Source organism: Polaromonas sp. P1_E11, from assembly GCF_056405995.1.
This window is the reverse complement of record NZ_JBFUBA010000002.1, coordinates 382,432-408,460: the sequence shown is the minus strand read 5'-3', so window position 1 is coordinate 408,460 and position 26,029 is coordinate 382,432. Positions and strand designations below refer to the sequence as shown.

28 protein-coding genes are annotated in these 26,029 nt (G+C 61.9%); 17 read left to right on the top strand and 11 right to left on the bottom strand.

The genetic code is table 11. The annotated features are described in order from the left end of the window. The first annotated feature begins 3 nt into the window (after positions 1 to 3). Together AC1D11_RS09385 and AC1D11_RS09380 are read left to right on the top strand one after the other, a co-directional pair. Positions 4 to 906 (top strand): DMT family transporter, encoded by a 903-nt coding sequence (locus AC1D11_RS09385; RefSeq protein WP_477646192.1) that lies wholly within the window; start codon positions 4 to 6, stop codon positions 904 to 906. 14 nt (positions 907 to 920) lie between these two features. After that, on the top strand, positions 921 to 1,343 hold the full coding sequence (locus AC1D11_RS09380; RefSeq protein ID WP_477646191.1) for an acyl-CoA thioesterase: 423 nt from the start codon (positions 921 to 923) through the stop codon (positions 1,341 to 1,343). Between the two features lie 105 nt (positions 1,344 to 1,448). On the opposite strand, the gene AC1D11_RS09375 is transcribed toward AC1D11_RS09380, so the two are convergent. Further along, on the bottom strand, positions 1,449 to 2,351 hold the full coding sequence (locus tag AC1D11_RS09375; RefSeq protein WP_477646190.1) for a metal-dependent hydrolase: 903 nt from the start codon (positions 2,349 to 2,351) through the stop codon (positions 1,449 to 1,451). Between the two features lie 83 nt (positions 2,352 to 2,434). Next, positions 2,435 to 3,058, bottom strand: a complete 624-nt coding sequence (locus AC1D11_RS09370; RefSeq protein WP_477646189.1) for a peroxidase-related enzyme — start codon at positions 3,056 to 3,058, stop codon at positions 2,435 to 2,437. A gap of 326 nt (positions 3,059 to 3,384) precedes the next feature. Here AC1D11_RS09370 and katG point away from each other — a divergent pair, with 326 nt between their 5' ends. The 3 genes from katG (at position 3,385) to AC1D11_RS09355 (ending at position 6,695) form a co-directional block, all read left to right on the top strand. Continuing rightward, on the top strand, positions 3,385 to 5,595 hold the full coding sequence (gene katG / locus AC1D11_RS09365; RefSeq protein ID WP_477646188.1) for a catalase/peroxidase HPI: 2,211 nt from the start codon (positions 3,385 to 3,387) through the stop codon (positions 5,593 to 5,595). A gap of 104 nt (positions 5,596 to 5,699) precedes the next feature. Further along, positions 5,700 to 6,089: a carboxymuconolactone decarboxylase family protein gene (locus AC1D11_RS09360; protein WP_477646187.1), complete on the top strand. Its 390-nt coding sequence runs from the start codon at positions 5,700 to 5,702 to the stop codon at positions 6,087 to 6,089. 90 nt (positions 6,090 to 6,179) lie between these two features. Continuing rightward, on the top strand, positions 6,180 to 6,695 hold the full coding sequence (locus AC1D11_RS09355; protein WP_457280170.1) for a GNAT family N-acetyltransferase: 516 nt from the start codon (positions 6,180 to 6,182) through the stop codon (positions 6,693 to 6,695). A 33-nt stretch (positions 6,696 to 6,728) separates the two neighbouring features. Here the strand turns inward: AC1D11_RS09355 and AC1D11_RS09350 are convergent, their stop codons facing one another. Continuing rightward, entirely contained in the window at positions 6,729 to 7,754 is a 1,026-nt protein-coding gene (locus AC1D11_RS09350; RefSeq protein ID WP_477646186.1) for a zinc-binding alcohol dehydrogenase family protein, read from the bottom strand. A gap of 135 nt (positions 7,755 to 7,889) precedes the next feature. Here AC1D11_RS09350 and AC1D11_RS09345 point away from each other — a divergent pair, with 135 nt between their 5' ends. Further along, a complete protein-coding gene (locus AC1D11_RS09345; RefSeq protein ID WP_477646185.1) occupies positions 7,890 to 8,795 on the top strand; it encodes a LysR family transcriptional regulator in 906 nt (301 codons plus the stop codon). 198 nt (positions 8,796 to 8,993) lie between these two features. Next, positions 8,994 to 9,350, top strand: a complete 357-nt coding sequence (locus AC1D11_RS09340) for an HPF/RaiA family ribosome-associated protein (RefSeq protein ID WP_477646184.1) — start codon at positions 8,994 to 8,996, stop codon at positions 9,348 to 9,350. Positions 9,351 to 9,358: 8 nt separating this feature from the next. Here AC1D11_RS09340 and AC1D11_RS09335 read toward each other — a convergent pair whose 3' ends face one another. Next, a complete protein-coding gene (locus AC1D11_RS09335; protein ID WP_477646183.1) occupies positions 9,359 to 9,844 on the bottom strand; it encodes a GNAT family N-acetyltransferase in 486 nt (161 codons plus the stop codon). Positions 9,845 to 10,106: 262 nt separating this feature from the next. On the opposite strand from AC1D11_RS09335, the gene AC1D11_RS09330 reads away from it, so the two are divergent. Next, entirely contained in the window at positions 10,107 to 10,859 is a 753-nt protein-coding gene (locus AC1D11_RS09330; protein ID WP_477646182.1) for a metallophosphoesterase family protein, read from the top strand. Further along, positions 10,856 to 12,331 (top strand): protein kinase domain-containing protein, encoded by a 1,476-nt coding sequence (locus AC1D11_RS09325; RefSeq protein ID WP_477646181.1) that lies wholly within the window; start codon positions 10,856 to 10,858, stop codon positions 12,329 to 12,331. The genes AC1D11_RS09330 and AC1D11_RS09325 overlap by 4 nt, the downstream gene beginning before the upstream one ends. A 71-nt stretch (positions 12,332 to 12,402) precedes the next feature. On the opposite strand, the gene AC1D11_RS09320 is transcribed toward AC1D11_RS09325, so the two are convergent. After that, entirely contained in the window at positions 12,403 to 12,960 is a 558-nt protein-coding gene (locus AC1D11_RS09320) for a helix-turn-helix transcriptional regulator (protein WP_457280177.1), read from the bottom strand. Positions 12,961 to 13,057: 97 nt separating this feature from the next. Between AC1D11_RS09320 and AC1D11_RS09315 the strand changes: the two genes are divergently transcribed. Beyond that, positions 13,058 to 13,765 carry a CoA transferase subunit A gene (locus tag AC1D11_RS09315; protein WP_457280178.1) on the top strand — a complete coding sequence of 236 codons (708 nt, stop codon included), beginning with the start codon at positions 13,058 to 13,060 and terminating at the stop codon, positions 13,763 to 13,765. A 1-nt stretch (position 13,766) separates the two neighbouring features. Further along, a complete protein-coding gene (locus tag AC1D11_RS09310; RefSeq protein ID WP_477646180.1) occupies positions 13,767 to 14,402 on the top strand; it encodes a 3-oxoacid CoA-transferase subunit B in 636 nt (211 codons plus the stop codon). A 50-nt stretch (positions 14,403 to 14,452) separates the two neighbouring features. On the opposite strand, the gene AC1D11_RS09305 is transcribed toward AC1D11_RS09310, so the two are convergent. The 5 genes from AC1D11_RS09305 to AC1D11_RS09285 form a co-directional block, all read right to left on the bottom strand. Further along, complete coding sequence (locus tag AC1D11_RS09305; protein ID WP_477646179.1) at positions 14,453 to 15,331, bottom strand: DMT family transporter; 879 nt, start codon at positions 15,329 to 15,331, stop codon at positions 14,453 to 14,455. A gap of 102 nt (positions 15,332 to 15,433) precedes the next feature. Continuing rightward, positions 15,434 to 15,589 carry a hypothetical protein gene (locus AC1D11_RS09300; RefSeq protein WP_477646178.1) on the bottom strand — a complete coding sequence of 52 codons (156 nt, stop codon included), beginning with the start codon at positions 15,587 to 15,589 and terminating at the stop codon, positions 15,434 to 15,436. Positions 15,590 to 15,655: 66 nt separating this feature from the next. After that, entirely contained in the window at positions 15,656 to 16,237 is a 582-nt protein-coding gene (locus tag AC1D11_RS09295; protein ID WP_477646177.1) for a MarR family winged helix-turn-helix transcriptional regulator, read from the bottom strand. After that, entirely contained in the window at positions 16,234 to 17,433 is a 1,200-nt protein-coding gene (locus AC1D11_RS09290) for a Gfo/Idh/MocA family protein (protein ID WP_477646176.1), read from the bottom strand. Before AC1D11_RS09290 ends, AC1D11_RS09295 begins: the two co-directional genes overlap by 4 nt. Next, entirely contained in the window at positions 17,430 to 18,425 is a 996-nt protein-coding gene (locus AC1D11_RS09285) for a PDR/VanB family oxidoreductase (protein WP_477646175.1), read from the bottom strand. The genes AC1D11_RS09290 and AC1D11_RS09285 overlap by 4 nt, the downstream gene beginning before the upstream one ends. A 143-nt stretch (positions 18,426 to 18,568) precedes the next feature. On the opposite strand from AC1D11_RS09285, the gene AC1D11_RS09280 reads away from it, so the two are divergent. The 4 genes from AC1D11_RS09280 to AC1D11_RS09265 all read left to right on the top strand — a co-directional run bounded on the left by AC1D11_RS09280 (position 18,569) and on the right by AC1D11_RS09265 (position 22,999). After that, a complete protein-coding gene (locus AC1D11_RS09280; RefSeq protein ID WP_477646174.1) occupies positions 18,569 to 19,876 on the top strand; it encodes a Rieske 2Fe-2S domain-containing protein in 1,308 nt (435 codons plus the stop codon). Between the two features lie 79 nt (positions 19,877 to 19,955). Continuing rightward, positions 19,956 to 20,936, top strand: a complete 981-nt coding sequence (locus tag AC1D11_RS09275) for a Bug family tripartite tricarboxylate transporter substrate binding protein (protein ID WP_477646173.1) — start codon at positions 19,956 to 19,958, stop codon at positions 20,934 to 20,936. A 23-nt stretch (positions 20,937 to 20,959) separates the two neighbouring features. Then, positions 20,960 to 21,952 carry a substrate-binding domain-containing protein gene (locus AC1D11_RS09270; protein ID WP_477646172.1) on the top strand — a complete coding sequence of 331 codons (993 nt, stop codon included), beginning with the start codon at positions 20,960 to 20,962 and terminating at the stop codon, positions 21,950 to 21,952. An 81-nt stretch (positions 21,953 to 22,033) separates the two neighbouring features. After that, entirely contained in the window at positions 22,034 to 22,999 is a 966-nt protein-coding gene (locus AC1D11_RS09265) for an EamA family transporter (protein ID WP_477646171.1), read from the top strand. Positions 23,000 to 23,170: 171 nt separating this feature from the next. On the opposite strand, the gene AC1D11_RS09260 is transcribed toward AC1D11_RS09265, so the two are convergent. Then, entirely contained in the window at positions 23,171 to 23,791 is a 621-nt protein-coding gene (locus tag AC1D11_RS09260) for a TetR/AcrR family transcriptional regulator (RefSeq protein ID WP_477646170.1), read from the bottom strand. A 122-nt stretch (positions 23,792 to 23,913) separates the two neighbouring features. Here AC1D11_RS09260 and AC1D11_RS09255 point away from each other — a divergent pair, with 122 nt between their 5' ends. Next, positions 23,914 to 25,212, top strand: a complete 1,299-nt coding sequence (locus tag AC1D11_RS09255) for an NAD(P)/FAD-dependent oxidoreductase (protein ID WP_477646434.1) — start codon at positions 23,914 to 23,916, stop codon at positions 25,210 to 25,212. Further along, positions 25,209 to 26,018 (top strand): DUF1365 domain-containing protein, encoded by an 810-nt coding sequence (locus AC1D11_RS09250; RefSeq protein ID WP_477646169.1) that lies wholly within the window; start codon positions 25,209 to 25,211, stop codon positions 26,016 to 26,018. The genes AC1D11_RS09255 and AC1D11_RS09250 overlap by 4 nt, the downstream gene beginning before the upstream one ends. The last annotated feature ends 11 nt before the right edge of the window (positions 26,019 to 26,029 follow it).

The window sequence follows — 26,029 nt, the reverse complement described above, 5'->3', positions numbered from 1 at the left end:
CGGATGTTGACGGGCATTCTGGCCGGGCTCGCGGCGGGCGCGCTGTGGGGCCTGGTGTTTGTGGCGCCGCGCATGCTCGACATGGGCGTGGGCGGCTATTCGTCCATTGACCTGACGGCCGGGCGCTTTGCGGTGTACGGCTTGGTGGCTGTGCTGGTGATGCTGGCGGGGTGGCGCACCCGCCGCCTGCCCACGGTGCGGCAGGCGTGGGCCGCTCTGGTCATGAGCATTCTCGGGTTCAGCGGCTACTACCTGCTGTTGGTGCTGGCCATACGCGACGCCGGCACCGAAGTGCCTTCGCTGGTGATCGGTACCATTCCCATTTGGGTCATGTTGCTCGGCAAGCCGCAAGGCCTGCGCTGGGCTTCCCTGCTGCCCGGCCTGGCGCTCACTCTGGCAGGGCTGGCACTCATGATGGGTTCCACTCATGAGGCCGGTCAGGGAACGGCTACACATTTCTGGCGCGGCATGCTGTTTGTGTCGGCCTCGCTGGTGTGCTGGACGGCTTTTGCCATCCTGAATTCAGCCTGGCTCAAGCGGCACCCTGAAGTCAACGCCACCGACTGGGCCAACTGGCTGGGTGTGGCAACCGGCCTCGGGGCATTGTTGATGTGGCTGCTTGCGGGTTCGAACGCAAGCGTGCTGGCCGGCCGTGAAGACCGTGGTGTATTCCTGCTGCTCTGTGTCCTGGCCGGTCTGGGTTCCACCTGGCTGGCGACAATTTTGTGGAACATGGCCAGCCAGCGGCTCAGCGCCAGCCTGTGCGGGCAGCTCATCGTGAGTGAAACCATTTTTGCACTGCTGTATTCGTTTGCCTGGGATGGCCACTGGCCCACACTGGTACAACTGTCTGCCTGCGTGTTGTTCACACTGGGAATCCTGGCTTCCATCAGGGCTCATCGATAGGGGAAATTGGCGTCATGAAAATTGAAATTCCCGAAAAGAAAAAGCTGGTGCATGAGATGCACATCCCCATCCGCTGGGGCGACATGGACGCGATGGGCCACCTCAACAACGGCACCTACTTTCGCTACCTGGAAATCATCCGCATCGACTGGATGTACGGCATTGGCTGCAAGCCCGACCCGAAAGGCGAAGGCCCGGTCATCGTCAATGCCTTTTGTAATTTCTACAAGCAACTGGAATACCCGGGCGACGTGCTGATGAAGATGTACGTGAGCGACCCTGGCCGCACCACCTTTGAAAGCTGGGCCACCATGGAGCGCGCGGATACGCCGGGCGTGATCTGCGCCGCGGGCGGCGCCACCACCATCTGGGTGGACTTTCCGGCGCAAAAGGCCAAAGCCTTGCCCGAGTGGATGCGCAAGCTGGTTGAAGCGTAATTCTGAAAGAAAAAGCCCGTTGACCTAATCAGGCCGTGCGCAAGCAGCTATCAATAAGATAGCAATCCTGGCGGCATATGGGTGCTGCAGCATCGCAGCAAAGCTTCAGCGAACTGCGCGAAAGCTGTCCGCGTGCTCTTTTAACCAGCGCTGGGCAATGGCGCGGGTTTGCTGGCCGGGTTCAGCAACAGTTTCCTGGTCGGGGTGGAAGTCCCGCCTGAAGTAGGCCAGCAACGGGGCGGTACAGCGCCACACAACGCCATTTTTCCCCCAGAAAAATTTCATCGCGCTCCACCATGTGCCTGGTTTGAACAGCGTGCCGTCGTGCCAGAGGTTCAGCACCGTTTGCCGGCCAGAGTCCCAGGAAAACAGCAGCAGCGCGTAGACATACCAGCGTACGCGCCATGCGTGGTTTCCGCCAAGCGCTTGGTACAGGTCGTAGGCTACCGCGCGATGCTCGGTCTCTTCGGCTGCGTGCCAGCGCCAGAGGGTCTGCATCTTCGGGTCTGCCTGGTCCAGAGCGTCACCGTGGCGAAGCATGTAGTCGGCCAGCACCGCCGTAAGGTGTTCGTAGGCCGCCGTGACCGCAAGGAAGTGGTGTGGCGCCACACCGCGTTTTTTGGCAAAGTCAATGCGGGCTGTGGCCCAGTGTTGCCAGCGGTTGACCAGGCCCTGCCTCTCCAGTTGTGCGTTGTACAGGCCGTGGATGTGGCGGTGGGTAGCCTCCTGGCCGATGAACTGCGCAGTCGCTTCATGCAGCGGCGCGTGCTCGGGCGTGCGAGGCAGCAATTTGGCGCAGTCGCGCACGGCGTCGATGAACGACTGCTCACCGACCGGGAAGCTCATCGACAAGGCGTTGTGATACTGGCTCAGGAACGCATCGCCGCCAAACCAGTGGCGGTCAAAGCCATCGCTCAGGTCGATCTCCAGTTTGCGCACGGTCAGGCCGTAAGCGCTGGCTGATGGGGTGGAGGGTGTCGCGGCGGTGGACGCGGCGTCTGGTGCCATGGTTTTTAAGTCTTGTGAAAAGGCTGATTCATGAGCATAGCGGGTGCGCAGGGGTGTTGGGCGTGATTCGCGCCTGAGCGGTTTCAGGTGGCCTTGGGCGGCTTGGGCACACGGCCCATCAGGTAAAACTCGGGGTTGGGCTGCATGTTGCTGAAGCTCGCCATGCGGTTGGAGAGGCCAAAAAAAGCCGTGATGGCCGCGATGTCCCAGGCGTCTTCATCGTCAAAACCGTGGCCGTACAGCGCTTCAAAGTCGCTGTCTTCAATCTGGTCCGCTTGCAGGCACACCTTCATCGCAAAGTCGAGCATGGCGCGCTGGCGCGGTGTGATGTCGGCCTTGCGGTAGTTCACCGCCACCTGGTCGGCCACCAGGGGCTTCTTTTCATAAATGCGCAGGATGGCGCCGTGCGCCACCACGCAGTACAGGCATTTGTTGGCTGCGCTGGTCGTGGTGACGATCATCTCGCGCTCGCCCTTGGTCAGGCTGCCGTTGGGGTTGGAGCCCTCTTCCTTGAGCATCAGCGCATCGTGGTACGCGAAGAAGGCACGCCATTCGGCAGGGCGGCGCGCGAGGGCCAGGAATACGTTGGGCACGAAGCCGGCTTTTTCCTGCACCTCCAGGACTTTGGCTTTGATGTCCTCCGGCAGGTCCTTCAGTTCAGGAACAGGATACCGGGGTGCCGTGCCGGCGGTTTTGGGGCTTGTCATGAGGGTTTCCTTCACGGGCTTTATAAGTGACTCGATAAGTTACTCGGTCCAAGCGTAACTGCAGATTAGCCGCCAGGTCGCGCTGGGGAATTGAAGCCAAAACAGATGTAATTGATAAAAACTATTAGATAAATACCTTTAATTGACTTTGATTATTTCTCAGCGAAACCTAGACTGTGTTTCACAGGCCATTCGCCTGGCAAGCCCGTCAAAGGAGACTCCATCAGCAGCCCCAAAACACGGCCTTGACCAAAGCGTCCTGGCTGTCCCGCAGTGCAAATCCATGCCGTCATTCGGCACCACTTAATCATCAAAGGTAACTCATCATGGCTGATCACAACACGCAAAGCGAAGGCACCTGCCCGTTCTCCGGCGGCGCCCGCAAACACGCCCTGGCTGGTGCCGCAACGAACGCCGATTGGTGGCCCAACCAGCTGAACCTCAAGATCCTTCACCAGAACTCATCGCTGTCCGATCCCATGGGCGAGGCGTTCAACTATGCCGAGGAATTCAAGACCCTGGACCTGCATGCCGTGGTGAAAGACCTCCATGAGCTGATGACGGATTCGCAGGACTGGTGGCCTGCGGACTACGGCCACTACGGCCCATTCTTCGTTCGCATGGCGTGGCACAGCGCAGGCACCTACCGGATCGCGGACGGGCGCGGCGGCGCCGGTTCCGGTACACAGCGATTTGCGCCGCTCAACAGCTGGCCGGACAACGGAAACCTCGACAAGGCGCGCCGCTTGCTGTGGCCGATCAAGCAGAAATACGGCCGCAAAATCTCCTGGGCCGACCTGATGGTTCTGGCCGGTACCGTGGCCATGGACTCCATGGGATTCAAGACCTTCGGCTTTGCCGGCGGGCGCCCGGACGTCTGGGAGCCGGAAGAGATTTACTGGGGCCCTGAAGCCGAGTGGATGGGCGACAAACGCTACACCGGCGACCGCGAACTCGAAAACCCGCTAGGCGCCGTCCAGATGGGCCTGATCTATGTGAACCCCGAGGGCCCGAACGGCAAACCGGACCCGCTGGGTTCGGCGCGGGACATCCGCGAGACCTTCGCCCGCATGGCGATGAACGACGAAGAAACTGTTGCGCTCACCGCCGGCGGGCACACCTTCGGCAAGGCTCACGGCGCAGCCGATCCGGGCCAGTACGTGGGGCCCGAGCCTGAGGGCGGCACCATTGAAGACCAGGGGTTTGGCTGGATCAACAAGTTCGGCGGCGGGCACGGCGTGCACACCGTCACCAGCGGCATCGAAGGTGCCTGGACCAAGAACCCCACCAAGTGGGACAACGGTTACTTTGAAAACCTGTTCGGCTACGAGTGGGAGCTGACCAAGAGCCCCGCCGGCGCCCACCAGTGGAAGCCAAAAGACCCCGCCGCAGCGACCACCGTACCGGATGCCCATGACCCCGCGCTGCGCCACGCCCCGATGATGACCACGGCTGATATGGCCATGCGCATGGACCCGGCTTACGAGAAGATCTCGCGGCGTTTCATGGCGAACCCTCAGGAGTTTGCGGATGCCTTCGCCCGGGCCTGGTACAAGCTGACGCACCGCGACATGGGCCCAGCCGCGCGCTACCTCGGCCCGCTGGTGCCGAAGGAGGCCCTGATCTGGCAGGACCCTGTTCCCGCCGTCGATCATCCGCTGGTCAATGAGCAGGATATTGAAGGCCTCAAGGCCAAGATTCTGGCCTCCGGGCTCTCCATCTCCCAGCTCGTCACAACGGCCTGGGCGTCTGCTTCCACCTTCCGTGGCAGCGACAAGCGCGGCGGCGCGAACGGTGCGCGCATCCGCCTGGCACCGCAAAAGGATTGGGAGGTCAATCAACCGGCCGAGCTGGCGAAAGTCCTGAAAGTGCTGGAGGCCATCCAGGGCGAGTTCAACGGCGCGCAGTCCGGCCGCAAGAAAATCTCGCTGGCTGACCTGATAGTTCTGGGTGGCTGCGCGGCCGTCGAGGCGGCTGCACGGAAAGCCGGTCACGACGTGAAGGTGCCTTTTTCACCGGGCCGCACGGACGCTTCGCAAGCGCAAACCGATGTGGCGTCGTTTGCCGTGCTGGAACCCGCCGCAGACGGTTTCCGAAACTACATCCGCAAGGGGCAGGCGCAGCGGGCAGCCGAGCAGCTGGTGGACCGCGCGAACCTGATGACGCTGAGCGCTCCCGAGATGGCGGTTCTGGTCGGCGGCATGCGTGCCCTGAATGCCAACGTCGGGCAGGCCCAGCACGGTGTTTTCACCAAGCGGCCCGGAACCTTGAGCAACGACTTCTTTGTGAACCTGCTCGACATGCGCACGAAGTGGCAGAAATCTGCCGGCGCAGAAGATGTGCTGGAGGGACGCGACCGCACGACGGGCGAACTCAAATGGACGGGTACGGTGATAGACCTCGTCTTCGGTTCGAACTCGCAGCTGCGGGCCATTGCGGAAGTCTATGCGTGCAGCGATTCGCAGCAGGTCTTCGTGCGTGACTTTGTGGCAGCCTGGAACAAGGTGATGAACCTTGACCGCTACGACCTTGCCTGATTGAGCAGACCCACATAGGCGCTGATTGAGGCCAAGCCCGCCCCGGTGAAGACCGGAGCGGGCTTTTTTCCTTTCCATTACCCTTCGTCTTTTGAGGAGCCTTCATGACGCAGCCCGCAGACAAGGATTTTGACAAAGGCCTCGCCACCCGCAAGCAGGTGATGGGCGAGGATTTTGTGGCCAATGCTTTCGACAAGGCCACCGCTTTTTCCCTGCCGATCCAGCACTTTGTGACCCGTAATGCCTGGGGTGATGTGTGGCAGCGGCCGGGGCTGGACCTCAAAACACGCAGCCTGATCACCGTGGCCATGCTGACGGCCCTTGGCAAGCAGCATGAACTCAAAGGCCATGTGCGCGGCGCGCTCAACAACGGCGTGACGCCGGAGCAGCTTCAGGAAGTGCTGCTGCACGCGAGCATTTATTGCGGCCTGCCCGCCGCGGTCGAGGCATTTCGCACGGCGGCCGAGGTTGTTGATGCGCCTCCAAAGGCTTGAGGTTTGTAAGCGATTTGAGGTTGTAGCCATTCCAATACATGGATGTATGGCTACTAAAAATATAGCAAATAACTTTTAACCCTATCCGCCATGAATGAACCCAAGCCCTTGATCCGCCGCTGCACCGAGGCCGACTGGCCCGCTGTTTGGCCGCTGCTGCGCGCCACCTTTGAAGCAGGCGACACCTATGCCTTTTCGCCCCACAGCACAGAAGCTGAAATACACGCGGTGTGGATGGACGCGCCCCGGGCGACGTATGTAGTGCGTGAGGGGAACAGCGACGACGGCCGAGTGCTAGGCACCTACTTCATCAAACCCAACCAGCCGGGGCTGGGTGCGCATGTCTGCAACTGCGGCTATGTGGTCGCGCCCGAAGCGCAGGGCAAAGGCCTGGCGTCGGCGATGTGCGAGCACTCCCAGCAGGAAGCGCTGGCCATGGGTTTTCTGGCGATGCAGTTCAACCTGGTGGTGTCGACGAATGAGCGTGCTGTTCGGTTATGGCAAAGATTGGGGTTTGAGATTGTGGGGACCTTGCCGGGGGCTTTCCGGCATGTGAGGTTGGGGTTGGTGGATGCGTTTGTGATGTTCAAGACTTTGCGGCGTTAAGGCCGGAACAAGCCCCGGCCTCAACAGGAAAACTCAAACCCATCCTTCAAGCACAACCTTTCCCCGCGCCTTCCCGGACTCCACCAACTCATGCGCCCGCCGCAAGTTGGCGGCATTGATCGCACCAAACGTTTCCGTCAGCGTCGTGCGGATCAAGCCGGAATCGACAAGTTGGGCGACCTCATTGAGCAGGCGGTGCTGCGCCACCATGTCGGGTGTGCCGAAGAGGGGGCGGGTGAACATCAGTTCCCAGTGGATGGATGCGCTCTTGCGTTTGAACAGCGTGATGTCGAACTTCACCGGGTCGTCAATCAGGCCGAACTTGCCTTGTGGTGCGATGGCTTCGGCGATTTGTGCCAGGTGGCTGTCGGTTTGCGTGAGGCCCACGATGTAGTCCGCCACGGGGATGCCGATACGCTTGAGCTCTTCGGCAATCGGCCGGCTGTGGTCGATGACATGATGGGCGCCGAGTTCCTTCACCCAGGCCTGGGTTTCCGGCCGTGACGCGGTGCCTATCACGGTGAGCGAGGTCAGGCGCGTGGCTAGCTGCGTCATGATCGAGCCCACGCCGCCCGAGGCGCCGATGATGAGCAGTGTTTTGTTGTTGGGTGTTTTGCCCGGCACGATACCGAGACGGTCGAACAGCATTTCCCAGGCGGTGATGCTGGTCAGCGGCAGGGCGGCCGCTTCGGCAAACCCCAGCGTTTGCGGCATGCGGCCGACGATGCGTTCATCGACCAGGTGGAGTTCGCTGTTGGTGCCGGGCCGGGCGATGGACCCCGCATACCAGACCTTGTCACCGGCCTTGAACAGTGTGACCTCGGGGCCGACGGCGCGCACGATGCCGCTGGCGTCATAGCCCAACACCTTGTAATCCGAGCCAGCGCTGCGCGCCGCGCTGGCGCGTACTTTGGTGTCCACCGGGTTCACTGACACGGCTTTCACCTCGACCAGCACGTCGTGGCCGGTGGGCGTCGGGTCGGGCAGGGTGATGTCGGTCAAACCGGTTTGGCCGGTCTGGTTGAGTGCGTGGGCTTGTGTGTAGCCGATGGCTTTCATGGTGATTTCCTTTGCGTGTGGTGTGGTGTGGCGTTGTGGTCAGTCGTGCTCAAAACTGATGCCTGAACTTTATTGGGTTTGAAAATGAAGATAAATAGGCTTTAAATTGAAGCTATTTGCAAATAAAATTTGTAAATGAAAGCCCTGCAAGACTTGGAAATCTTTGTTCGCACTGTCGACACCGGCAGCCTGTCTGCCACCGCCCGCGGCCTGGACCTGACACCCGCCGCGGCCAGTGCCGCGCTCAAGCGGCTGGAGGAGGAACTGCAGGCGCCGCTTTTTGTGCGTTCCACCCGCAGCCTGCGCCTCACGCGCGAGGGAGAGGTGTTTCTGGCGCATTGCCGGCCCGCGCTGGCGGCATTGCGCGATGCCCAGCTGGAGCTTGCGAGTGGCCGGCAGCAGGTGCGCGGGGTGCTGCAGCTGGCCGCGCCATCAGACTTCGGCCGCAATGTGCTGCTGCCCTGGCTGGAAGCGTTTCAGCTGTTGCATCCCGGCATTCAATACCGGCTGCACCTGTCGGATCGCGTGACCAATGTCTACAGCGACCTGGTGGACGCGGCTTTTCGGCAAGGCGAGCCGCCCGATTCCAGCATGCTGGCGTTGCCGGTGGATTTGACGAATCGGCGCGTGCTGTGTGCGTCACCTGCCTACCTCGCGTTGCACGGTACGCCTGACACGCCGCAGGGACTGGCAAAACATATCTGCCTGTGCTTCATGCTGGGCGAAGACGTGTATGACCGTTGGAAGTTCTGGAGAAATGGCGAAGAGCTCACGGTGCGTGCCACTGGCGGCAATGTCGCCAACGATGGAGACGCGGTTCGCCGATGGGCCCTGGCCGGCCGCGGCATCACTTACAAGTCGCGGCTGGATGTGGCGGGCGACCTGGCTGCGGGGCGGCTGGTCGCCCTGTGCACAGAATGGCAAACCGAGGCTGTACCGCTGTACATGGTGTTACCGGGGCGGCGACAACTGACGCCCGGCCTGCGCCTGCTGAGGGAATTTATCGGCGCACGCTGCCTGGCGCTTTCCGAAGCCCGGTGAAGCACTCGCCACTTGAGGAAACCGTACGGCCGTGTGCGGTGTGGAAAACCCCCCTTACTTCAGGGTGGGGATCAGGACTACACGCTCGCGGTCGTGCAGGGCGCACAATGAATTTTCCAGTTGCCTCCCTGGCAACCACAAGACAGCCCGGCCGGCAGGCCTCTTCGCTGTAACCGTCCTGAAAGGAAAACAATACCCATGCAAGTCCAAGTCAATTCCAATCACACCATGCACACCGGCGAATCGTTCGAGCGCTGGGCCAGCACCGAACTCAACACCTCACTGAGCCGCTTCAAGGGCGACATCACGCGTATTGAAGTCCATATGAGTGATGAAAACAGCGACAAGATCAGCCCCGACCAGAAGCGCTGCGTGATGGAGGCGCGGCTGGCGCACCATGAACCACTGGCGGTCAACCACCACGCGCCCAGCCAGGACGAAGCCTTTCGCGGCGCAAGCGACAAGCTCAAGCGGGTGCTTGACCATACGTTGGGAAAATTGCGCGACCACCACCGCACGCGTGAAAGCATCCGGCACGAGCCGGACGCCATCTGAATCGTTGACTAACCCTTGTCGCCCAGGGTAACCGTCTTCGTCATCGCAAAGCGGCGCAGTGTGGCCCCGCGCCGTTCAATGCGTTGTTCTTCCCTCACCGCGAATCCCTGGCACTCAAAAAATGGCCGGCTCACCAGGCTGGCCTCGGTAAAAAACTCCACGATGCAGAGACCGCGCAGCGCAGTTTCGGCATGGCCGTAAAGCTGCGAGGCCACACCGCGGCGTGCGGCAGCGGGCGACGTAAACAGGAGGTCGATATGGCCATTTTTTTCGTAGCCAATAAAGCCCAGCAGACCGCCGCCTTCCGCGTCTTGCGCCAGCAAGATTTGTAATGGCCCGAGCCGCGTTTTCCATAGGCCCGGATCGGGTGGGCGGGGCGCCCAGGCCTCGCGCTGCACGGCGTCGTAGTGGCTTCCCGCCAGGCCATGAACCGCATCGGTGAACAGCAGAGCGACTGCGGTGAGGTCCGAATCCTGGTAAGGGCGGATATGCATGATGGGATCAACAGCGATAAAGCAGGCGATGATAAAGATGACTTTGGCCTGCAGCCCAGTCAGGGCGAGCGCAAGCAGCTATTAATTCAGTAGCATGCTGATGGCCGCCATCTTACCTGTTGGCGCATGGCAGCTGCGCTGACGCGGCATAAAATCAGCCACGGCCTCTTCCTTTTACGGCAAACTGTACTGTCCTGCTCTCGAATGGCGGGACATCAGCTGCATGGAACTGCCTGCTGTGAAATAAAACTGGGCCCACCTTATGAAAATAGCCCTGCTGTCGGATGTGCACGCCAACCTGCGTGCGCTGGAGGCCTGCCTTGCCCACGCTGCAGAGCAGGGCGCCGGCCGTCTGGCCATACTGGGAGACCTGGTGGGCTATGGCGCGCAGCCGGCCGAGGTGGTGCAACGGATTCGCGGCCTGGCCGATGCGGGTGCTGTCGTGCTCAGAGGAAACCATGATCAGCACACGGTAACACCGCCCGCACAGGCCCGCTCGGTCGACCAGAGCGGCGCCGCCTGGACGCACGAGCGGCTGGACAAGGATGAGCTGGATTTCCTGGAGGGACTGCCACTGACGGCCACCCTCGGCACCGCGCTGCTGGTACACGCCAGTGCCGACTCGCCGGGGCGCTGGCACTATGTGGACAACGAGCGCCGCGCCGAGGCCAGCCTTGATGCCGCATCGCTCGATCCGGACGTGCGCTATGTGTTTTGCGGACACGTACACCAGCAGACGCTGTATTTCCACGGCGCGGGGCAGGGGCTGATGCGCTTTCATCCAACCCCGGGTGTGCTCATTCCGGTGCCGGCGCACCGTTACTGGCTCGCTACCGTGGGTTCGGTCGGCCAGCCGCGCGACGGCAATACCAAAGCCATGTATGCGCTGTTTGACCCGGAACTGGCCGAGCTGACTTTCCACCGCGTGGCTTATGACCACCTGGCTGCCGCAGCCGACGTGCGCGCAGCCGGCCTGCCCGCATACTTTGCGCAACGGCTGGAGGCGGGCTTGTGAGGTTGATGGCACCCGGGACCGAGGTGGATGGATTTGTGGTTGGCGAATGCCTGCATGCCGGCGGCATGGCGCACATCTACCAGGTGGGGTATGCAGACACAGCGCACGCCGTGCCTTTTCCGCTGGTGATGAAGGTGCCGCGCATGACGCCCGGCGACGGTGCGGAAAACATCGTGGGCTTTGAGGTCGAGCTGCAGCTGCTTTCCGTGCTGACCGGGCCGCATGTGCCGCGCCTGGTGGCGGTGGGAGACCTCGAAAAACTACCTTACCTGGTGATGGAATACATCCCCGGCCGCACCCTGCAACAACTGCTGGACGAGGCCGCAGCGCCGTTGCCTGCCGAAGAAATTGCCCGGCTGGGTGTGGCAGTGGCCCAAGCGGTGCACAGCCTGCATCTGCAGGATGCCTGCCACCTGGACCTTAAACCGGCGAACGTGCTGATACGCCCCGATGGCAATGCCGTGCTGCTCGATTTCGGGTTGTCTTGCCATGCGCATTACCCGGACCTGCTGGCTGAAGAGCTGCGTCCCGCCGTCGGCTCCCCGACCTGGATGGCGCCCGAACAGGTGGTGGGCGTGCGGGGCGACCCGCGCAGCGACATCTTTGCCATCGGCGTGATGCTGTACGAGCTGGCCACGCGCGCGCTGCCTTTTGGCAACCCGCAGACCCGCGGCGGCCTGCGGCAACGCCTGTGGATGGACCCGGTGCCGCCGCGCGCGCTGCGGCCAGACTTGCCCGAATGGCTGCAGGAAGTGATCCTGCACTGCCTGCAGAACGAGGCCGACCGGCGCTATGCGTCGGCTGCACACCTGGCGCTGGATCTTTCCGACCCGACGCAGATCGCCGTGACGGGGCTGGGCCAGCGCCTGCAACCCACGGGATTTTGGGTGCACTTCAAGCGGTGGCTGCGCGCGGCGGGCAAAGACTACCAGCCCAGCCCGCTCCCCTCCCGGCAAATTGATGCGGCGCCCATCATCCTGGTGGCCGTCCCTTACCTGGATGTGAGCGACGCCACGCTGTATTCGCTGCGGCGCGCCGTGATGCGGGTGTTGGGCACGACACCGCGCGCGCGGCTGGCCTGCGTGACGGTGATTGATCCGTCGGCAACCCCGGGCCACGACGCGCAAACCAGCGAGACCACCGTGCACCGGCGTTACCTGGGCATGCTTCGCCAGTGGGCGCAGCCTTTGAACATGAGCAGCCAGGCCGTGTCTTTTCATGTCATCGAGTCGGGCGATGTGGCGCAGGCACTGCTGCACTATGCCCAGGGCAATCATGTCAGCATGATCGTGATGGGCGCTGCGACGCACGGCCTGCAGATGCAGCGCCTGCTGGCGACGGTGCCGATCAAGGTCGCCATGGCAGCGCCTTGCACGGTGATTCTGGTGAAGCAGGAATTGCCGTTTGACCGGCTGGCGAGTGAAGAGGTTAAGCCACGGGAGCCGGCGCGCACCCCCGCGTCAATGGTTTAAGAAAACCCCATGAAGCCCTTTAAGAACGGGCGCAAGGCGCTATCTAAAATGTAGCAAAAATGGTCGATTAATCAGGACCCGGCCATGAGCCTGTGCACCAGGTCGGCCGTGGTGGACGCCTTGTACTTTCGCATCAGGCGGGCCCGGTAAATTTCGACGGTGCGGTGGCTGATCACCAGCGCGCGGCCGATTTCCTTGGAGGTCATGCCGTCCATCAGGTGCGCGGCCACTTCACGTTCACGCGCGGTGAGTTCGGCCGTGACGGGGCGGCGCGAGCTCAGGTCCTCGAAAGTCCAGATGCCGGCTTCGTGCGGTGCGCTGCGGTTGAGCGCCCGCCCCGTGACGTGGCACCAGAAGGTCTCACCTTTGTTGCGGCCATCCACGCGCTTCATGATGCGGTCGTCGGAATACAGGCCCTTGGCGTTCAGGATGGGAATCATGCGTGCGCCTATGCGCTCGTACTCGTCCGCACTGGGATAAAGAATCATGAATGACTGGCCGGCAAGCTGTTCGCGCGTGGCGCCGAACATCTCGCACAAATGCTGGTTGCAGTCCACAATGGAGCGGTTGCGGGACAGCACCAGTCCCACCGGTGCCAGATCGAATGCGAGCTGGTAATCGACTTCCACAGTACTTACCTTTACGGAAAACTACCTAACTTGATAAGTAGTATCGTAATGGATTGCTGATGGCACCTGCCAGCGTCACGACACAAGGAGACTATTTGTGAAAAAACTTTTCCCTTCCGCCGCAGAAGCCCTCAAGGGCGTCGTCAAGGACGGCCAGCTGATGGCCGTTGGCGGTTTCGGCCTGTGCGGCATTCCCGAGGCGCTGATCGAAGCCTTGCGCGACAGCCAGGTTAAGAACCTCACCGTAATTTCCAACAACGCCGGTGTTGACGGCTTCGGCCTGGGCAAGCTGCTGGAAACGCGGCAGATCAAAAAAATGATTTCGAGCTACGTCGGCGAGAACAAGGAGTTTGAGCGCCAGTACCTGGCGGGCGAGCTGGAGCTGGACTTCACGCCGCAAGGCACGCTGGCCGAAAAGCTGCGCGCAGGCGGTGCCGGCATTCCGGCCTTCTTCACCAAGACTGGCGTGGGCACGCAAGTGGCAGACGGCAAGGAGCTGCGCGAGTTTGACGGCGAGACCTATGTGATGGAACGTTCACTGGTGCCTGATGTGTCGCTGGTTAAGGCGCACACGGCCGACAAGTCCGGCAACCTGCGCTTTAACCTCACGGCCCGCAATTTCAACCCGGCCGCCGCAATGGCCGGCAAGATTTGCATTGTCGAGGTGGAGAAGATCGTTGAGGTCGGCGAGCTGGCGCCGGACGACATCCATCTGCCCGGTATTTATGTGCATCGCATTGTGCTCAATGCGAACCCCGAAAAGCGCATCGAAAAGCGAACCATCACCGAGAAAGCGGGAGTTTGATATGCCCTGGACCCAAGACCAAATGGCGGCACGCGCCGCCCAGGAACTCGAAGACGGTTTCTATGTGAACCTCGGCATCGGCATCCCGACGCTGGTGGCCAACTTCACGGGTGACAAGGAAGTGTGGCTGCAGTCGGAAAACGGCATGCTGGGCATTGGCCCGTTTCCGACCGAAGACCAGGTGGACGCCGACCTGATCAACGCCGGCAAACAGACCGTGACGACGATCAAGGGCTCATCCATCTTTGGCAGCCATGAAAGCTTCGCGATGATCCGCGGCGGCAAGATCAATTTGTCCATCCTGGGCGCCATGCAGGTCAGCGAAAAAGGCGACCTCGCCAACTGGATGATCCCGGGCAAGATGGTCAAGGGCATGGGCGGGGCCATGGACCTGGTCGCCGGCGTCAAGCGCGTGATTGTCCTGATGGAGCACGTTGCCAAAAAGAAAGACGGCAGCGAAGACATGAAGATACTGCCGAAATGCACGCTGCCGCTGACGGGCGTGGGCGTGGTGGACCGCATCATCACCGACCTGGCCGTGATGGACGTCGTGCCCGAAGGCCTCAAAGTCGTGGAACTTGCGCCCGGCGTAACCCGCGAGGTCTTGCAGGCCAAGACGGGTGTCCAGCTGATTTGATCTGTAGCCGGGCGGCGGTTTTGCACTGCCGCCCGGCAACTTTCAGCGTTTCAGCGTGCGGCTAAGGGCTGCACAGGGTTGCGGAAAACCTGCACCAGGCCCAGCAGGATCGCCAGCATGCCCACCAGGCTCCAGGGCGCCAGGCGGTTGCCCAGCACCAGGTAGTCGAGGGCAGCCGTGCCTGCAGGCACCAGGTAGAACAGGCTGGTGACGTTGACCAGGTTGCCCGCATGAATCAGGCGGTACAGCAGCAGCGTGGCCACCACCGACATGACAACCCCCATCCACACCAGCGCCACCCAGAAGCCGGTGCCCAGGTCAACAGACATCGGCTGAAACGGCGCAAAGAGCAGGCATAGCAACAGGCTGCAGGCCAGCTGCAGCGGCAGCACTTCGCGCGGCGCTTGCCTGACTGACTTTTGCAGGATGGCGCCCACTGTCATGCATGCCAGGGCTCCAAAAGCAAACAGCATTCCGGTGGCGGTGAAGTGCGCACGCGCGATGCTTTCATACACCACCAGCACCAGTCCGCCCAGGGCCAGGCCGAGGCCCGCGAGGCGCCGCCTGGAAAAAGCCTGCCGCTCCGTCAGTGCCAGTGTCAGGATGGGTTGCACGCCCAGAACGGTGGCCAGTACACCGGGTGTGAGGCCGTGGTCCAGTGCCAGCAAATGGCAGATGGAATAGCTGCCGATCATCAAAAGGCCTGTCAGCGCGACGCGCAGGCGGGTGCCGGGCGCCGGCAGCCAGCGGCGCCCGGCCAGCCCAAGCACGAGCAGAACACTGAGCGCAAGGGCAAACCGTAAACCCAGAAAGGCGAAAGGGCTGGCGTGCTGCAGTCCGAGTTTGGAGAAAAGCGCGCCGCTGCTCCAGATCAGGACGAAAAGGGAAGTCGGGCCGAAGGTGGCCCAGGCCGTGTTTTTTGAAATCATGAAATTACCTGCCGAAAAGAGGACAAGCTCCAGCGAGCGCACGTGGCGCGGCTGCGCCAGTGGCTGAATCAAACGAGGCTGGAGAGCTGGACCGGCTGGGACTCAGCCGGGAACGTGTGCGGCCGGCGGGTAAGCGCCGGAAGCGACCACGTTGCGCGGAGGTGCGGCAGGTGGGGGCGCGGTAAAGCCGCCTGTCAGGCGCATGTCATCTGCCAGCAGGGCTGGCGCAGTCGCATGGCTTGAAAAAGGCGTGTACATGGGCAGACTATACCCGGCGAAACGGGTGCGGGAGCGATGGGCTCATGAAGGGACGCCGTGCGGGGTTCAGGACGCGGCTTTTTTGCCACGCTTGCTGCGCGTGGCCGAGGGTGACTGGGTGGCCTGCGCGGCCGGTTTTGCGGCAGCCTTGCGCTTCGTTGTGGGTGGTGTTTGCAGCAGCTCGTCTTTTGCGAGGTTTTCAATCATGGCCAGCAGCACCGCGCGCGTGGTTTTGATGTCTTCGGGGGCAATGCCTTCAATGCTGACGTTGTTGGTTTCTTCGGCCAAAGGCACCAGCAGCTTCTTGAGCGCCCGGCCCTTGTCGCTCAGGTGCACATACATGTTTTTCTTGTTGGTGGGCAGTTGCTTGCGCACGATGTAGCCCAGCGACTCCATGGCCTTCATCGCGATGAAGGTGGTCGGCTCCATCACGCCGGCACGCTCGCTGAGCTCCTTTTGCGTCAACCCGTCCGACTCCCAGAGAATGCGCAGGAAGGTCCAGTGACCAAAGGGAACTCCATGCTCTGCCAGACGCACCTGCAGCGCGCGGTGAAAGGCGCGTGAGGCATCGCGGATCAGGTGTGCGAGGCGGTCATTGGGGACGGCTTCACGCCAGTGACGGATGATGTTTTGCGTATCGTTGGTCATGAACCGGCATTGTGACGCACTTGGTACCCCGGCCGGCAATCCCGCCCGCTGCGCGCGGATTCCAGCAGCGCCAGGCACACCGCCGTGGTGGCCCGGGCCCATTCGCCACTGTGAACCGGTGAGTCGCCGTTCACCAATGCGGCAAAGAGCTCGTCGATCACCTCCTGGCGCGGAACCGGCGGGGCAGGAAGGGGTTCGAAGGTTTTTCCGCCGTCAGCGTAGATGGCGATGCCTGTCGGACCGGGGCGAAGATCAGCTTCTTCGCAACTCACGATGAACTGGCCAAAGTGCTGGTGCTGCAGGCCTTGCTGCAATCCGGTATCAGCTGTGTACAGGGTGCCGCCATAGTTGCGCGCCGCTTTCAGTGCAGTTTCTTCTGCGGCGCTGGGGGCGCCCTGCAGGCGTTTTCGTGCGGCACCGTAGTCGCTGGAGTTTTTCGTCTGGCCCATTTCGCCGACGTTGCCCAGCAGCTCATCCGAGTCATAGTGACCGTAGCCACTGTAGGTGGCAGAGGCAAACGCACCGCCCTCAAATTCGACCAGTGCGCTGTAGGCACCTTCGGTGGGACGAGCGGCATCCCAGGCGCCGGTGTGGGCGCGCACGCTGCGCACCAGGCCGCCGCCCAGCAGCCGCACGATGTCCATCTGGTGCGTAGCCTGGCTATGGATCACGCCGCCACCGGCCGCCGTGTCGAGTTCCTCCGGCCTGCGCGGCCGATAGAGAAAGTCGGTGTAGTTCATGGCGTGAATCATCTTCACCGCGCCGTAGCGGCCACTGTCGATGAGTTCGCGCGTGCGCCGTATCGGCATGTTGAAACTGTGGCTGTGGCCCACGATCAGGTGAATGCCTGCGCTGCGGGCCGCTTCAATCATGCTGGTGCATTCGTCCACCGTCAGGGCCATCGGCTTTTCCACCAGCACATGTTTACCGAAGGAGGCGGCCAGGCGCACGTGCTCCGCATGGAACTGGTGGGGCGATGCGATGTAAAGCACTTCCACGGCCGGGTTGGCGCACAGCGCTTCAACAGATTCGTAGCTGGGTGCGGCAAAGTCTTTTTCAAACTGCGCCCGGGCCTGGGCAATCGGGTCGGCCGCACCGACGAGTGTGACGCGGCCGTCATGCACAAAGGTGGGCAGCATCAGCGTGAAGGCCCGTCCCAGGCCCACCACGCCCATCTTCAGTGTGCGGTTTGTCATAAGTCCAGTACCAGTTCAGGCGATTTTGCCCGCGAGACGCACACCATGATGTGGTCAGCCTTTTCCTGGTCGGTCAGCACCATGTCGCGGTGCTCGGCCTCGCCTGCCAGCAGGCGGGTCTTGCAGGTGCCGCAGGTGCCGCTCTCGCAAGAGCTGGCCACGCGCAGGCCCGTGGCGCGCAAGGCCTCCAGAATGGTTTGTTCTGCACTAACCTCGACGGTCTTCCCGCTCTTTTGAAGCCGCACGGTAAAGGGCGTGTTGTCGGCATACACCGTGGCGTCGACGCCGAAGCTTTCAAAATGCACCGAACCCGAAGGCCAGTGGCCCGACATGTCGGCCACGCTGTCCATCAGGCCTTTGGGGCCGCAGCAGTAAATGTGCGCGGCGGTGGGTTTTTCAAACACCGGCCACAGGTCCAGCGCCTGGTCGATGTCGCCGTTGTCGTGGTGAATCTGCACCTGGCCCGCAAACTCGGATTTCAGCTCGTGGATGAACGCCGTGCTGCCTGCATCGCGCGTGCAGTAGTAGAGCTTGAAGCCGGCGTTCGTGCGCTTGAGGTGGCGCATCATCGACAGCACCGGCGTGATGCCGATACCGCCCGCCACGAAGATCGACTCGGCGGCGTGGCTTGCCAATTCGAAGTTGTTGCGCGGCGCGCTGACCGACAGCATCTGCCCCACCTGTACGTCATCCGCCATGCTGACGGAGCCGCCACGGCCGCGCTCATCACGCTTGACGGCGATCTGCCATGCGCCGTTGTCGGCCGGGTCGCTGCACAGGGAATAGTTGCGCCGCACGCCGCTCGGCACTTCAACCGTCAGGTGCGAGCCGGGCGTGAAGGCGGGCAGGGGCGTGCCGTCCGGGTGACGCAGCTCGAACAGGTAAATGCCTTGTGCAACCGCTTCCTTCCTGGCCACCCGCAGTTTAAAAAAATCCGGCTCAATGGCGGCCGCGGCGGGGCTGCCTGCTGCGACGCTAGGGTTAACGCTCATCGTTGTCTCCGTATGGTGATTGACAAATGTCAAAAGCCCGATATTCTTAGTGTGCTAAGAATAATCTGCTTGCCCCGGATTTGCAAGCTGCTTTTGATTTCATGGGAGTCATGAATCTGCAACCGATGTGAAGGATATTTGCGATGTTGACCGCCGAAGAAAATGACCTGTTGTGCCGTGTGGAGGGCCTGGCCCCCATGGGCCAGTTGATGCGCCGCCACTGGACGCCGGTATGCCTGATCGAAGAAGTCAGCGAGCCCGACGGCACGCCCGTCAAGGCACGGGTGTTTGGGGAGGACCTGGTGGTGTTTCGCGACACCAAAGGCCGCGTGGGTGTGATGGACGAATACTGCCCGCACCGGCGCGTGTCGCTGGTGTTTGGCCGGAATGAAGACTGCGGCCTGCGTTGCCTCTATCACGGCTGGAAGATGGACGTGGAGGGTAATGTGCTGGAGATGGTTTCAGAACCCGCCGCCAGCGGCATGGCGCAAAAGGTCAAGCACCTGGCTTATCCGGTCAAGGAGTGGGGTGGTTTTGTCTGGGCCTACATGGGTCCGAAAGAGACGCAGCCCGAGTTCGTGCCACCGGCCTGGGCGCCCACCGCCGACACGAAGGTGACGATTGCCAAGGCCCTGATTCCCTGCAACTGGGCACAAATCCTGGAAGGCGCGATCGACTCGGCCCACAGCTCCAGCCTGCATTCGTCGGACATGGTGCCGGCGCGCGTGGAAGGCGCGGAGGCCACGAATACCAACTGGCTGCGGCCCTCAACCGACAAGGCGCCGCGCATGCAGGTGGAGCGCGGCGGCTACGGTTTTCGTTATGCGGCCATACGCCGACCCATCAAGAACGCGGCGGCCAATGACTACATTCGCTCGACCGTGTTTGTGGCGCCCGCCACAGCACTTATCCCGCCCAACAATCTGTACAACGTCGCCAACATCAATGTGCCGATGGACGATACCAACACCGCGTTCTATTTCATCGCCTGGGGCCATCCGTCGCAGACGCCTGACACCGGCGCCTGGCGCAAATTCCTTGGCCAGCAGCTGGGCCCCGATCTGGACGAAAACTACCAGCCGCTGCGCAACCGTGCCAACCACTTCTGGCAGGACCGCGAAGCCATGAAGGCCGGCAACTTCACCGGTATCACCGGTTTCCCCAACCAGGACATCGCCATGTGGGTGACCATGGGCCCCATTGCTGACAGAACGCACGAACGTCTGGGCGCCAGCGACATGGCGGTGGTGGAGTTCCGCAAGCAGATGCTGGAGGCGGTGAGCGCGTTCCAGGCGGGGGAAGCCGCCATCGGCACAGGCGAGCTCCGTATTCCGCCCAGCGTGGTCGCTTTTCAGGCTATTGTTCCGAAAACGACGGACTGGCGTGCCTACCAGGCGTCCTATGTGTGGGATTCCCGCGAGCCAGCGCTGGAGCCGTCCTATTCCACATAAGGCGCCACATAGGGCATTTTTTCTGCCTCTGTGCTTCTTTTTCGGCATGACACTTTAAAAAATCATCAGGAGACATTTCATGAAACAGCGCCGTCATCTTCTATGGGCCAGCGCCATACTGGCCGCCGGCACCTTGCTGCCGATGTTTGCAGCCGCCCAGGGTGCCTACCCGAATCGGCCGATCAAGTTCGTGGTGCCTTACGCGGCCGGCGGCCTGCCCGACACCGTGGCCCGCATTTTTGCGCAGCGGCTGGGCGACAAGCTCGGCCAGTCGGTGGTGGTCGACAACCGGCCGGGCGCCAACGGTGTGGTGGCCGCGCAGGCGCTGGCCACCGCCCCGAAAGACGGCTACACCTTCCTGGTGACGGACGGCTCGATGTTCTCCATCAACCCAGCCATCTACAAAAGCCTGGGTTACGACTTCAAACGCGATTTCATGCCCGTGTCGCTCGCGGCTCGCGCGCCGCTGTACCTGGCGGTTCACCCCAAAGTACAGGTCAATACATTTCAGGAGTTCATCGCGCTCGCCAAGGCCAAACCGGGAACCTTGAACTACGGCTCTTCAGGTATCGGCAGCACACACCACCTGACCATGGAGGCGCTGAAGGCATCGCTCGGCCTGCAAATCACCCATGTGCCGTTCAAGGGCACGGGTCAGTCGGTTCCGGCGCTGATCGGTGGACAGGTCGACGTGCTGTTCTCGGCACTGCCGTCCCTGGCCGGTTTTGTGAAAGGCGGGCAGGTCAAGCTGCTGGCCAACAATGCGGCCCAGCGCTCCAGCCAGGAGCCCAATGTGCCGGCGATTGCGGAAACCATTCCTGGGTTTGACTTCGCGCCCATCGTGGGCGTGCTGGCCGCTACGGGTACGCCTGCGAGTGCGATAGAGCGCATCAGTGCCGAGATGGCCCAGATCGCCAGGATGCCGGAAGTCATCACCACGCTCAACAACGCCGGCATCGAGCCCATCGGCAGCAGCCCTGCCGACTACAACAAGGCCATCCTTGGTGAAAACGAGCGCCTGGCAAAAGCCATTGTGGCGTCGGGCATCAAGCCGGAATAACCCCCTCAGGAACATACCGCGACATGTCAAAACTGAAACTGACCTTCGGCTGCTGGAACTACGACCGTACCCGCGCCCTGATGGACGGGAGCGTGCAGCCCGACGGCATCGACCTGAACTATCTCAACATGCCGGTGGAAGAAACTTTCTTTCGCATGCTCAGGCACAAGGAATTTGATGCCGCAGAAATGTCGCTCTCTTCGTACACGGTCTCGATGTTCAACGAGTCGCGGCCGTTTGTGGCGATCCCGGTGTTTCCCTCGCGCTTTTTCCGGCACTCCTGCATCTATGTGAATGCCAACTCCGGCATCCGCGAGGCGAAGGATTTGATAGGCAAGCGCGTCGGCAACCCCGAATACCAGATGACGGCACCGGTGTGGATACGCGGCATCTTGTCCGACCACTACGGCGTGCCCGTTGACAGCGTGACCTACTTCACCGGCGGCGAGGAAGAACCTGGCCGCTCTGAAAAGATCAAGCTGGATTTGCCGCCCAACATCAAGGTCGAGCGCATAGGCCCCGAACAGACACTGGCGCAGATGCTGCTCGACGGCGAGATCGACGCGCTCTACACCGCGCGCATGCCTTCGAGCTTTTTGAAGGGTGGTGGCAAAGTCAAACGCCTCTTTGAAGACTACGAACAGGTCGAGCGCAACTACTTCCAGGAAACCAAAATCTTCCCCATCATGCACACGGTGGCAATACGCCGCGACGTGTACGAAGCCAACCGCTGGGTGGCTCGCTCGCTGATGAAGGCGCTGGAGGAGTCGCAGCGGCGCACTTACGAAGACCTGTACGAAACAGCGGCGCTTAAAGTCATGCTGCCCTGGCTGACTTCGCACGTCGAGCAGGTCAGGCGTGAGATGGGTGAAGACTTTTGGCCTTACGGGTTTGAGAAGAACGAAGCCACGCTGCAGACCTTCTTGCGCTACTCGTTTGAGCAGGGCCTCTCCAAGCGGCTGCTTACGCCCCAGGAGCTGTTTGCCCCCGAATCACTGGAAGCTTTCAAGATCTGACATCGTGATGAATGCTCCTGTTTTGATAGCTGATTATGCCCGTCTTATAAGGGCTGAATGCCGATTTGATGCTTGATCTGGATGTCTGATACCTTTCTGGGTTATTTGCTGGCCAGCGTTGCGCTGCTGCTTTTCACGGTCTCCATTCTGGTCACCAAGGTGGCATCCAGCCGCCTGGAGCTTGGCCTGGGCTTTCTCGTCGCAGCTTCCTCCAATGTGGCGTTTTCTGCGTTGGCCACGCTGGTGCAGATGGGCCTGCGCACGGATGGCTTGCATTGGAATGCGCAGGCGTTCTGGCTTTTTGCCGCTGCCGGTGCGTTTGCCACCTACCTGGGGCGCTGGTTTTTTTACGAGTCCGTGGTGCGTTTCGGACCGGCCAAAGCCAGCGTTTTCCAGATCAGCAGTCCGCTGTTCACTGCATTGATGGCATGGCTGCTGCTGGGAGAGCGTCTGAGTTTGCTGGTAGCGCTGGGCATGGTCATGACGATAGGCGGCCTGATGCTGGTCAGCTACAAGCCCGGTTTTTTTTCGCGCCGCGCTTCCACGGCAGCGCTGGCGCCCGACGGAGGCCCCGCACCTGCGCCTGTGCAATCCACCGCGCTTCAGCGGGCGCTGCAATCGGCCTTTTTGCTGGGCATGGGCAGCTCGCTGGCGTATGCGATAGGCAACGTCCTCAGGGGTTCTGCGGTGCGCAGCTGGAATGAGCCCGTCGTGGGCGCGCTGATAGGCGCCGCCAGCGGCCTGGCCCTGCTCCTGTTTTTCAGCGCTGGCAAGCGCGCCATGGCCGCCCGCCTGCGCTCAGCCAGCCGCAGTGGCATGGCGCTCTACGCCCTGATCGGCGTGACCACCATTTCAGCCCAGATGTGCGTGATCGGCGCCATGCGCTACATACCGCTGTCCGTTGCCACGCTGGTGACGCTGTGTACGCCGGTCCTGGTTTTCCCGCTGAGCCATCTGCTGTTCAAGGACCAGGACGCCATCAAGGCCACCACGCTGGCGGGCAGTGGCTTGACTTTGCTGGGTATCGTGATCATCGTGATGCGTTGACGCACCGACCCTGACTTGGAAACTCAATACCGCAGTGCCAAAAAGGTACCCAGCCGGCACAGCCCCGATGATTGGGGTACGCGGTTACGAAGGAACTCAAGGCACAGATGTCCTGGAAGGCTCCGAAGCAGTTATGCCGGTCCCTGAGGCAGGCCCCGTGTGCGCCAGCGATCAGCGGGCTTCGAGGCCTTCAAAGCACGTGCTCAGCACCAGGGTGACGATTTCATCGTCGGTGTGCAGCTCCCCCATTTTCAGAAACTCCAGCACAGGATCGCAGGCGCGGGCGTACAGGGTATACAGCACTGCAATGGGCGGGAGCTTGGGGTTGAGGGCGCCTTGTGCCTGTGCCGCCTCAATCCAGGCGCCCAGCCGGTCACTCACGTCCATGAGCCCGTCCATGTAGTCCTTGTTGGCCATCAGCGCGGTGCGCAGACTGGAGTTTTGGCTGGGCAGCGAGGGCATTTCACCCGCCAGCTTCAGGCCCATGGTCCACGCCACCACTTTGCGCAGCTTGTCCACGGCGGACAGCTCTGCGGGCAATGTGTCCAAAAAAGCCTGGGCCCGGCGCATGACCGAGACCATGGCCGCCGCTGCCAGGTCTTCTTTGCTGGGAAAGTGCTTGTAAAGGCTGGCTTTGGCAATACCCACCGCGGCAGCCACCTCGTCCACTGTCATGGCTTCAAAGCCTTTTTCCGCCAGCAGACGGTTCACCGACTGGATGATGGCGTCTTCACGTGCCAGCAGCATTTGTGCCTTGAAAGAAACCTTGGGGGGGAGAGTGCTAGGGATCATGGTCTGATTTTAGCTAATTTAGTCTTAAAAAAGAATTCTAAGGATTTATTAATACTAGACAGTATTAATAAATACTAAACGGTATATAATTGACCCAAGCAATTCAAGGAGTGCGTGTGTCAATCAGAGTGGCCATCGTGGGTTCGGGTATTTCAGGCTTGGCGGCCGCCCACGCCCTCAGGGGCAAGGCAGACATCACGCTGCTGGAGGCGGGTGCCTGGTTTGGCGGGCATACCCACACCGTCGACGTGATTCTTCCCACACCGCGTGGTGAGGTCACCCACGGGGTGGATACAGGATTTCTGGTCCTCAACGAGCGCACTTACCCGCAACTGATCAAGCTCCTGGCGGAGCTGGACGTGGCAAGCGCCAAGTCCGAGATGTCGTTTTCGGTACGCGCCGATGACTTCGCCAACGGCCGCGCTGTGGAGTGGAGCGGCTCCAGCCTGAACACCGTGTTTGCGCAACGCGGCAATCTGGCCAACCCGCGCTTTTGGGGCATGCTGCGCGATTTGCTGCGCTTTAACGCCTTGACCAGTCGCATGGCCCAAAACGGGACCGATGCGCAACTGGGCCAACCCCTCGGAAAGTTCCTGGACGAGCACGGCTTCGGCGCCGCGTTTCGCGACTGGTACTTCCTGCCCATGATGGCCTGCATCTGGAGCTGCCCCACCGCGCAGATGCTGCAGTTCCCGGTGTCGACCATGGTGCGCTTTTGCCACAACCACGGCTTGCTGCAAATCACCAACCGCCCCCAGTGGTGGACCGTGCAGGGCGGTGCCAGGCACTATGTCGAAAAAATCATTGAGGGCATTGCGGACAAGCGGCTGAACACCCCGGTGCGCCGCATCGAACGCACGGGCAACACGCCGGACGGCAAAGCCAGCGTGCGCATTCACACCGACGCGGGCGCCGAGCTGTTTGACAAGGTCATCATCGCCACCCATTCCGACCAGGCCCTGCGCATGCTGGCCGCGCCGACGGAGCAGGAGTGTGAAACCCTGGGCGCCATTCACTACCAGTCCAACAAGGCCGTGCTGCACACGGATGCCTCGGTTCTGCCGACGCGCAGGGCGGCATGGGCGGCCTGGAACTATGAGCGTGCAGGCGGAGCCGAACAGGAGGGCGCGCGGGTGTGCCTGCACTACCTGATCAACCGCCTGCAGCCTCTGCCCTGGGAGCAGCCGGTGGTCGTATCCCTGAACCCGGTACGCCCCATCGCACAGGAAAAAATCATCGGCGAGTACGACTACGCCCACCCGGTGTTCGACCTGGCCGCCGTGGCGGCGCAAACCCGCATGCCGGCGCTGCAGGGCAAAAACCATCGCTACTTTGCGGGCGCGTGGATGGGCTACGGCTTTCATGAAGACGGCCTCAAGGCCGGGCTGGCTGCCGCCGCGCAGCTGTTGGCGGACGCATGAGCCAGCCCGTGCCGCTCATCGGTTTCGGCCAGGTGCGCCACACCCGCCTGCGCCCGCGGCGCCACGCGTTTGCCTACCCCACCTATTTCCTGATGTTGCCGCTGCGCAGCCTGCAAAAGCAGGCGCCGCAAGCGGGCCGGTGGCGCATCAACCGCGGGGGCGCGCTGAGCTTCTTCGAAACCGACCACGGCGATGGGCGGGCGCCGGAGCAGGGCGGCGCTATCGCCTGGCTGGACGAAGTGCTGCGGCGCGAAGGCATTCATGATGCGACCGGCGAGGCCTGGCTGCACACCTATCCGCGCGTGCTGGGCTACACCTTCAAGCCAGTCAGCTTCTGGTATTGCCACCGCGCGGCAAGCGACCAGGAGGGTGGGCTGCGCGCCATCGTGGTGGAAGTCAACAACACCTTCGGCGAGCGGCACTGTTATGTGCTGGATGCCCCGCGCTATGGCGTGGAGCAGCGCGCGGACAAGGTGTTTCACGTCTCCCCCTTCAACCCGGTGCAGGGCCACTACCGCTTTCGCTTCATGCGCAGCGAACACGGCGAACAGGACGGACAGGCGCGTACGGTGGCCCGCGTGGATTTCTACGACGAAGTCGTTGCAGACGACGCCGTGCTGCAGACCAGTGTGAGCGGCACGCTGCAGGCCATCACGCCCGCCGTCCTGCGCGGCGCCCTGTGGCGCTATCCCGCGATGACGCTGGGCGTGGTGCTGCACATCCACGTCCAGGCGCTGCGCCTGTGGCTGAAAAAAGTGCCTTTCTTTCGCAAACCCGAGCCGCCGCAAAGCTTTGTCTCGCGCTAGAGGCGCACGCG

Bases quoted from the DNA above. Each gene is read 5' to 3' on its own strand.
- AC1D11_RS09280 (WP_477646174.1), top strand. From the start codon at position 18,569: ATGTTGACCGCCGAAGAAAATGACCTGTTGTGCCGTGTGGAGGGCCTG.
- AC1D11_RS09260 (WP_477646170.1), bottom strand. From the start codon at position 23,791: ATGATCCCTAGCACTCTCCCCCCCAAGGTTTCTTTCAAGGCACAAATG.
- AC1D11_RS09385 (WP_477646192.1), top strand. From the start codon at position 4: ATGTTGACGGGCATTCTGGCCGGGCTCGCGGCGGGCGCGCTGTGGGGC.
- AC1D11_RS09310 (WP_477646180.1), top strand. From the start codon at position 13,767: ATGCCCTGGACCCAAGACCAAATGGCGGCACGCGCCGCCCAGGAACTC.
- AC1D11_RS09270 (WP_477646172.1), top strand. From the start codon at position 20,960: ATGTCAAAACTGAAACTGACCTTCGGCTGCTGGAACTACGACCGTACC.
- AC1D11_RS09360 (WP_477646187.1), top strand. From the start codon at position 5,700: ATGACGCAGCCCGCAGACAAGGATTTTGACAAAGGCCTCGCCACCCGC.
- AC1D11_RS09375 (WP_477646190.1), bottom strand. From the start codon at position 2,351: ATGGCACCAGACGCCGCGTCCACCGCCGCGACACCCTCCACCCCATCA.
- AC1D11_RS09295 (WP_477646177.1), bottom strand. From the start codon at position 16,237: ATGACCAACGATACGCAAAACATCATCCGTCACTGGCGTGAAGCCGTC.
- AC1D11_RS09335 (WP_477646183.1), bottom strand. From the start codon at position 9,844: ATGCATATCCGCCCTTACCAGGATTCGGACCTCACCGCAGTCGCTCTG.
- AC1D11_RS09370 (WP_477646189.1), bottom strand. From the start codon at position 3,058: ATGACAAGCCCCAAAACCGCCGGCACGGCACCCCGGTATCCTGTTCCT.
- AC1D11_RS09330 (WP_477646182.1), top strand. From the start codon at position 10,107: ATGAAAATAGCCCTGCTGTCGGATGTGCACGCCAACCTGCGTGCGCTG.
- AC1D11_RS09345 (WP_477646185.1), top strand. From the start codon at position 7,890: ATGAAAGCCCTGCAAGACTTGGAAATCTTTGTTCGCACTGTCGACACC.
- AC1D11_RS09285 (WP_477646175.1), bottom strand. From the start codon at position 18,425: ATGAGCGTTAACCCTAGCGTCGCAGCAGGCAGCCCCGCCGCGGCCGCC.
- AC1D11_RS09290 (WP_477646176.1), bottom strand. From the start codon at position 17,433: ATGACAAACCGCACACTGAAGATGGGCGTGGTGGGCCTGGGACGGGCC.
- AC1D11_RS09340 (WP_477646184.1), top strand. From the start codon at position 8,994: ATGCAAGTCCAAGTCAATTCCAATCACACCATGCACACCGGCGAATCG.
- AC1D11_RS09300 (WP_477646178.1), bottom strand. From the start codon at position 15,589: ATGTACACGCCTTTTTCAAGCCATGCGACTGCGCCAGCCCTGCTGGCA.
- AC1D11_RS09275 (WP_477646173.1), top strand. From the start codon at position 19,956: ATGAAACAGCGCCGTCATCTTCTATGGGCCAGCGCCATACTGGCCGCC.
- AC1D11_RS09380 (WP_477646191.1), top strand. From the start codon at position 921: ATGAAAATTGAAATTCCCGAAAAGAAAAAGCTGGTGCATGAGATGCAC.
- AC1D11_RS09265 (WP_477646171.1), top strand. From the start codon at position 22,034: ATGTCTGATACCTTTCTGGGTTATTTGCTGGCCAGCGTTGCGCTGCTG.
- AC1D11_RS09355 (WP_457280170.1), top strand. From the start codon at position 6,180: ATGAATGAACCCAAGCCCTTGATCCGCCGCTGCACCGAGGCCGACTGG.
- katG (WP_477646188.1), top strand. From the start codon at position 3,385: ATGGCTGATCACAACACGCAAAGCGAAGGCACCTGCCCGTTCTCCGGC.
- AC1D11_RS09350 (WP_477646186.1), bottom strand. From the start codon at position 7,754: ATGAAAGCCATCGGCTACACACAAGCCCACGCACTCAACCAGACCGGC.
- AC1D11_RS09250 (WP_477646169.1), top strand. From the start codon at position 25,209: ATGAGCCAGCCCGTGCCGCTCATCGGTTTCGGCCAGGTGCGCCACACC.
- AC1D11_RS09305 (WP_477646179.1), bottom strand. From the start codon at position 15,331: ATGATTTCAAAAAACACGGCCTGGGCCACCTTCGGCCCGACTTCCCTT.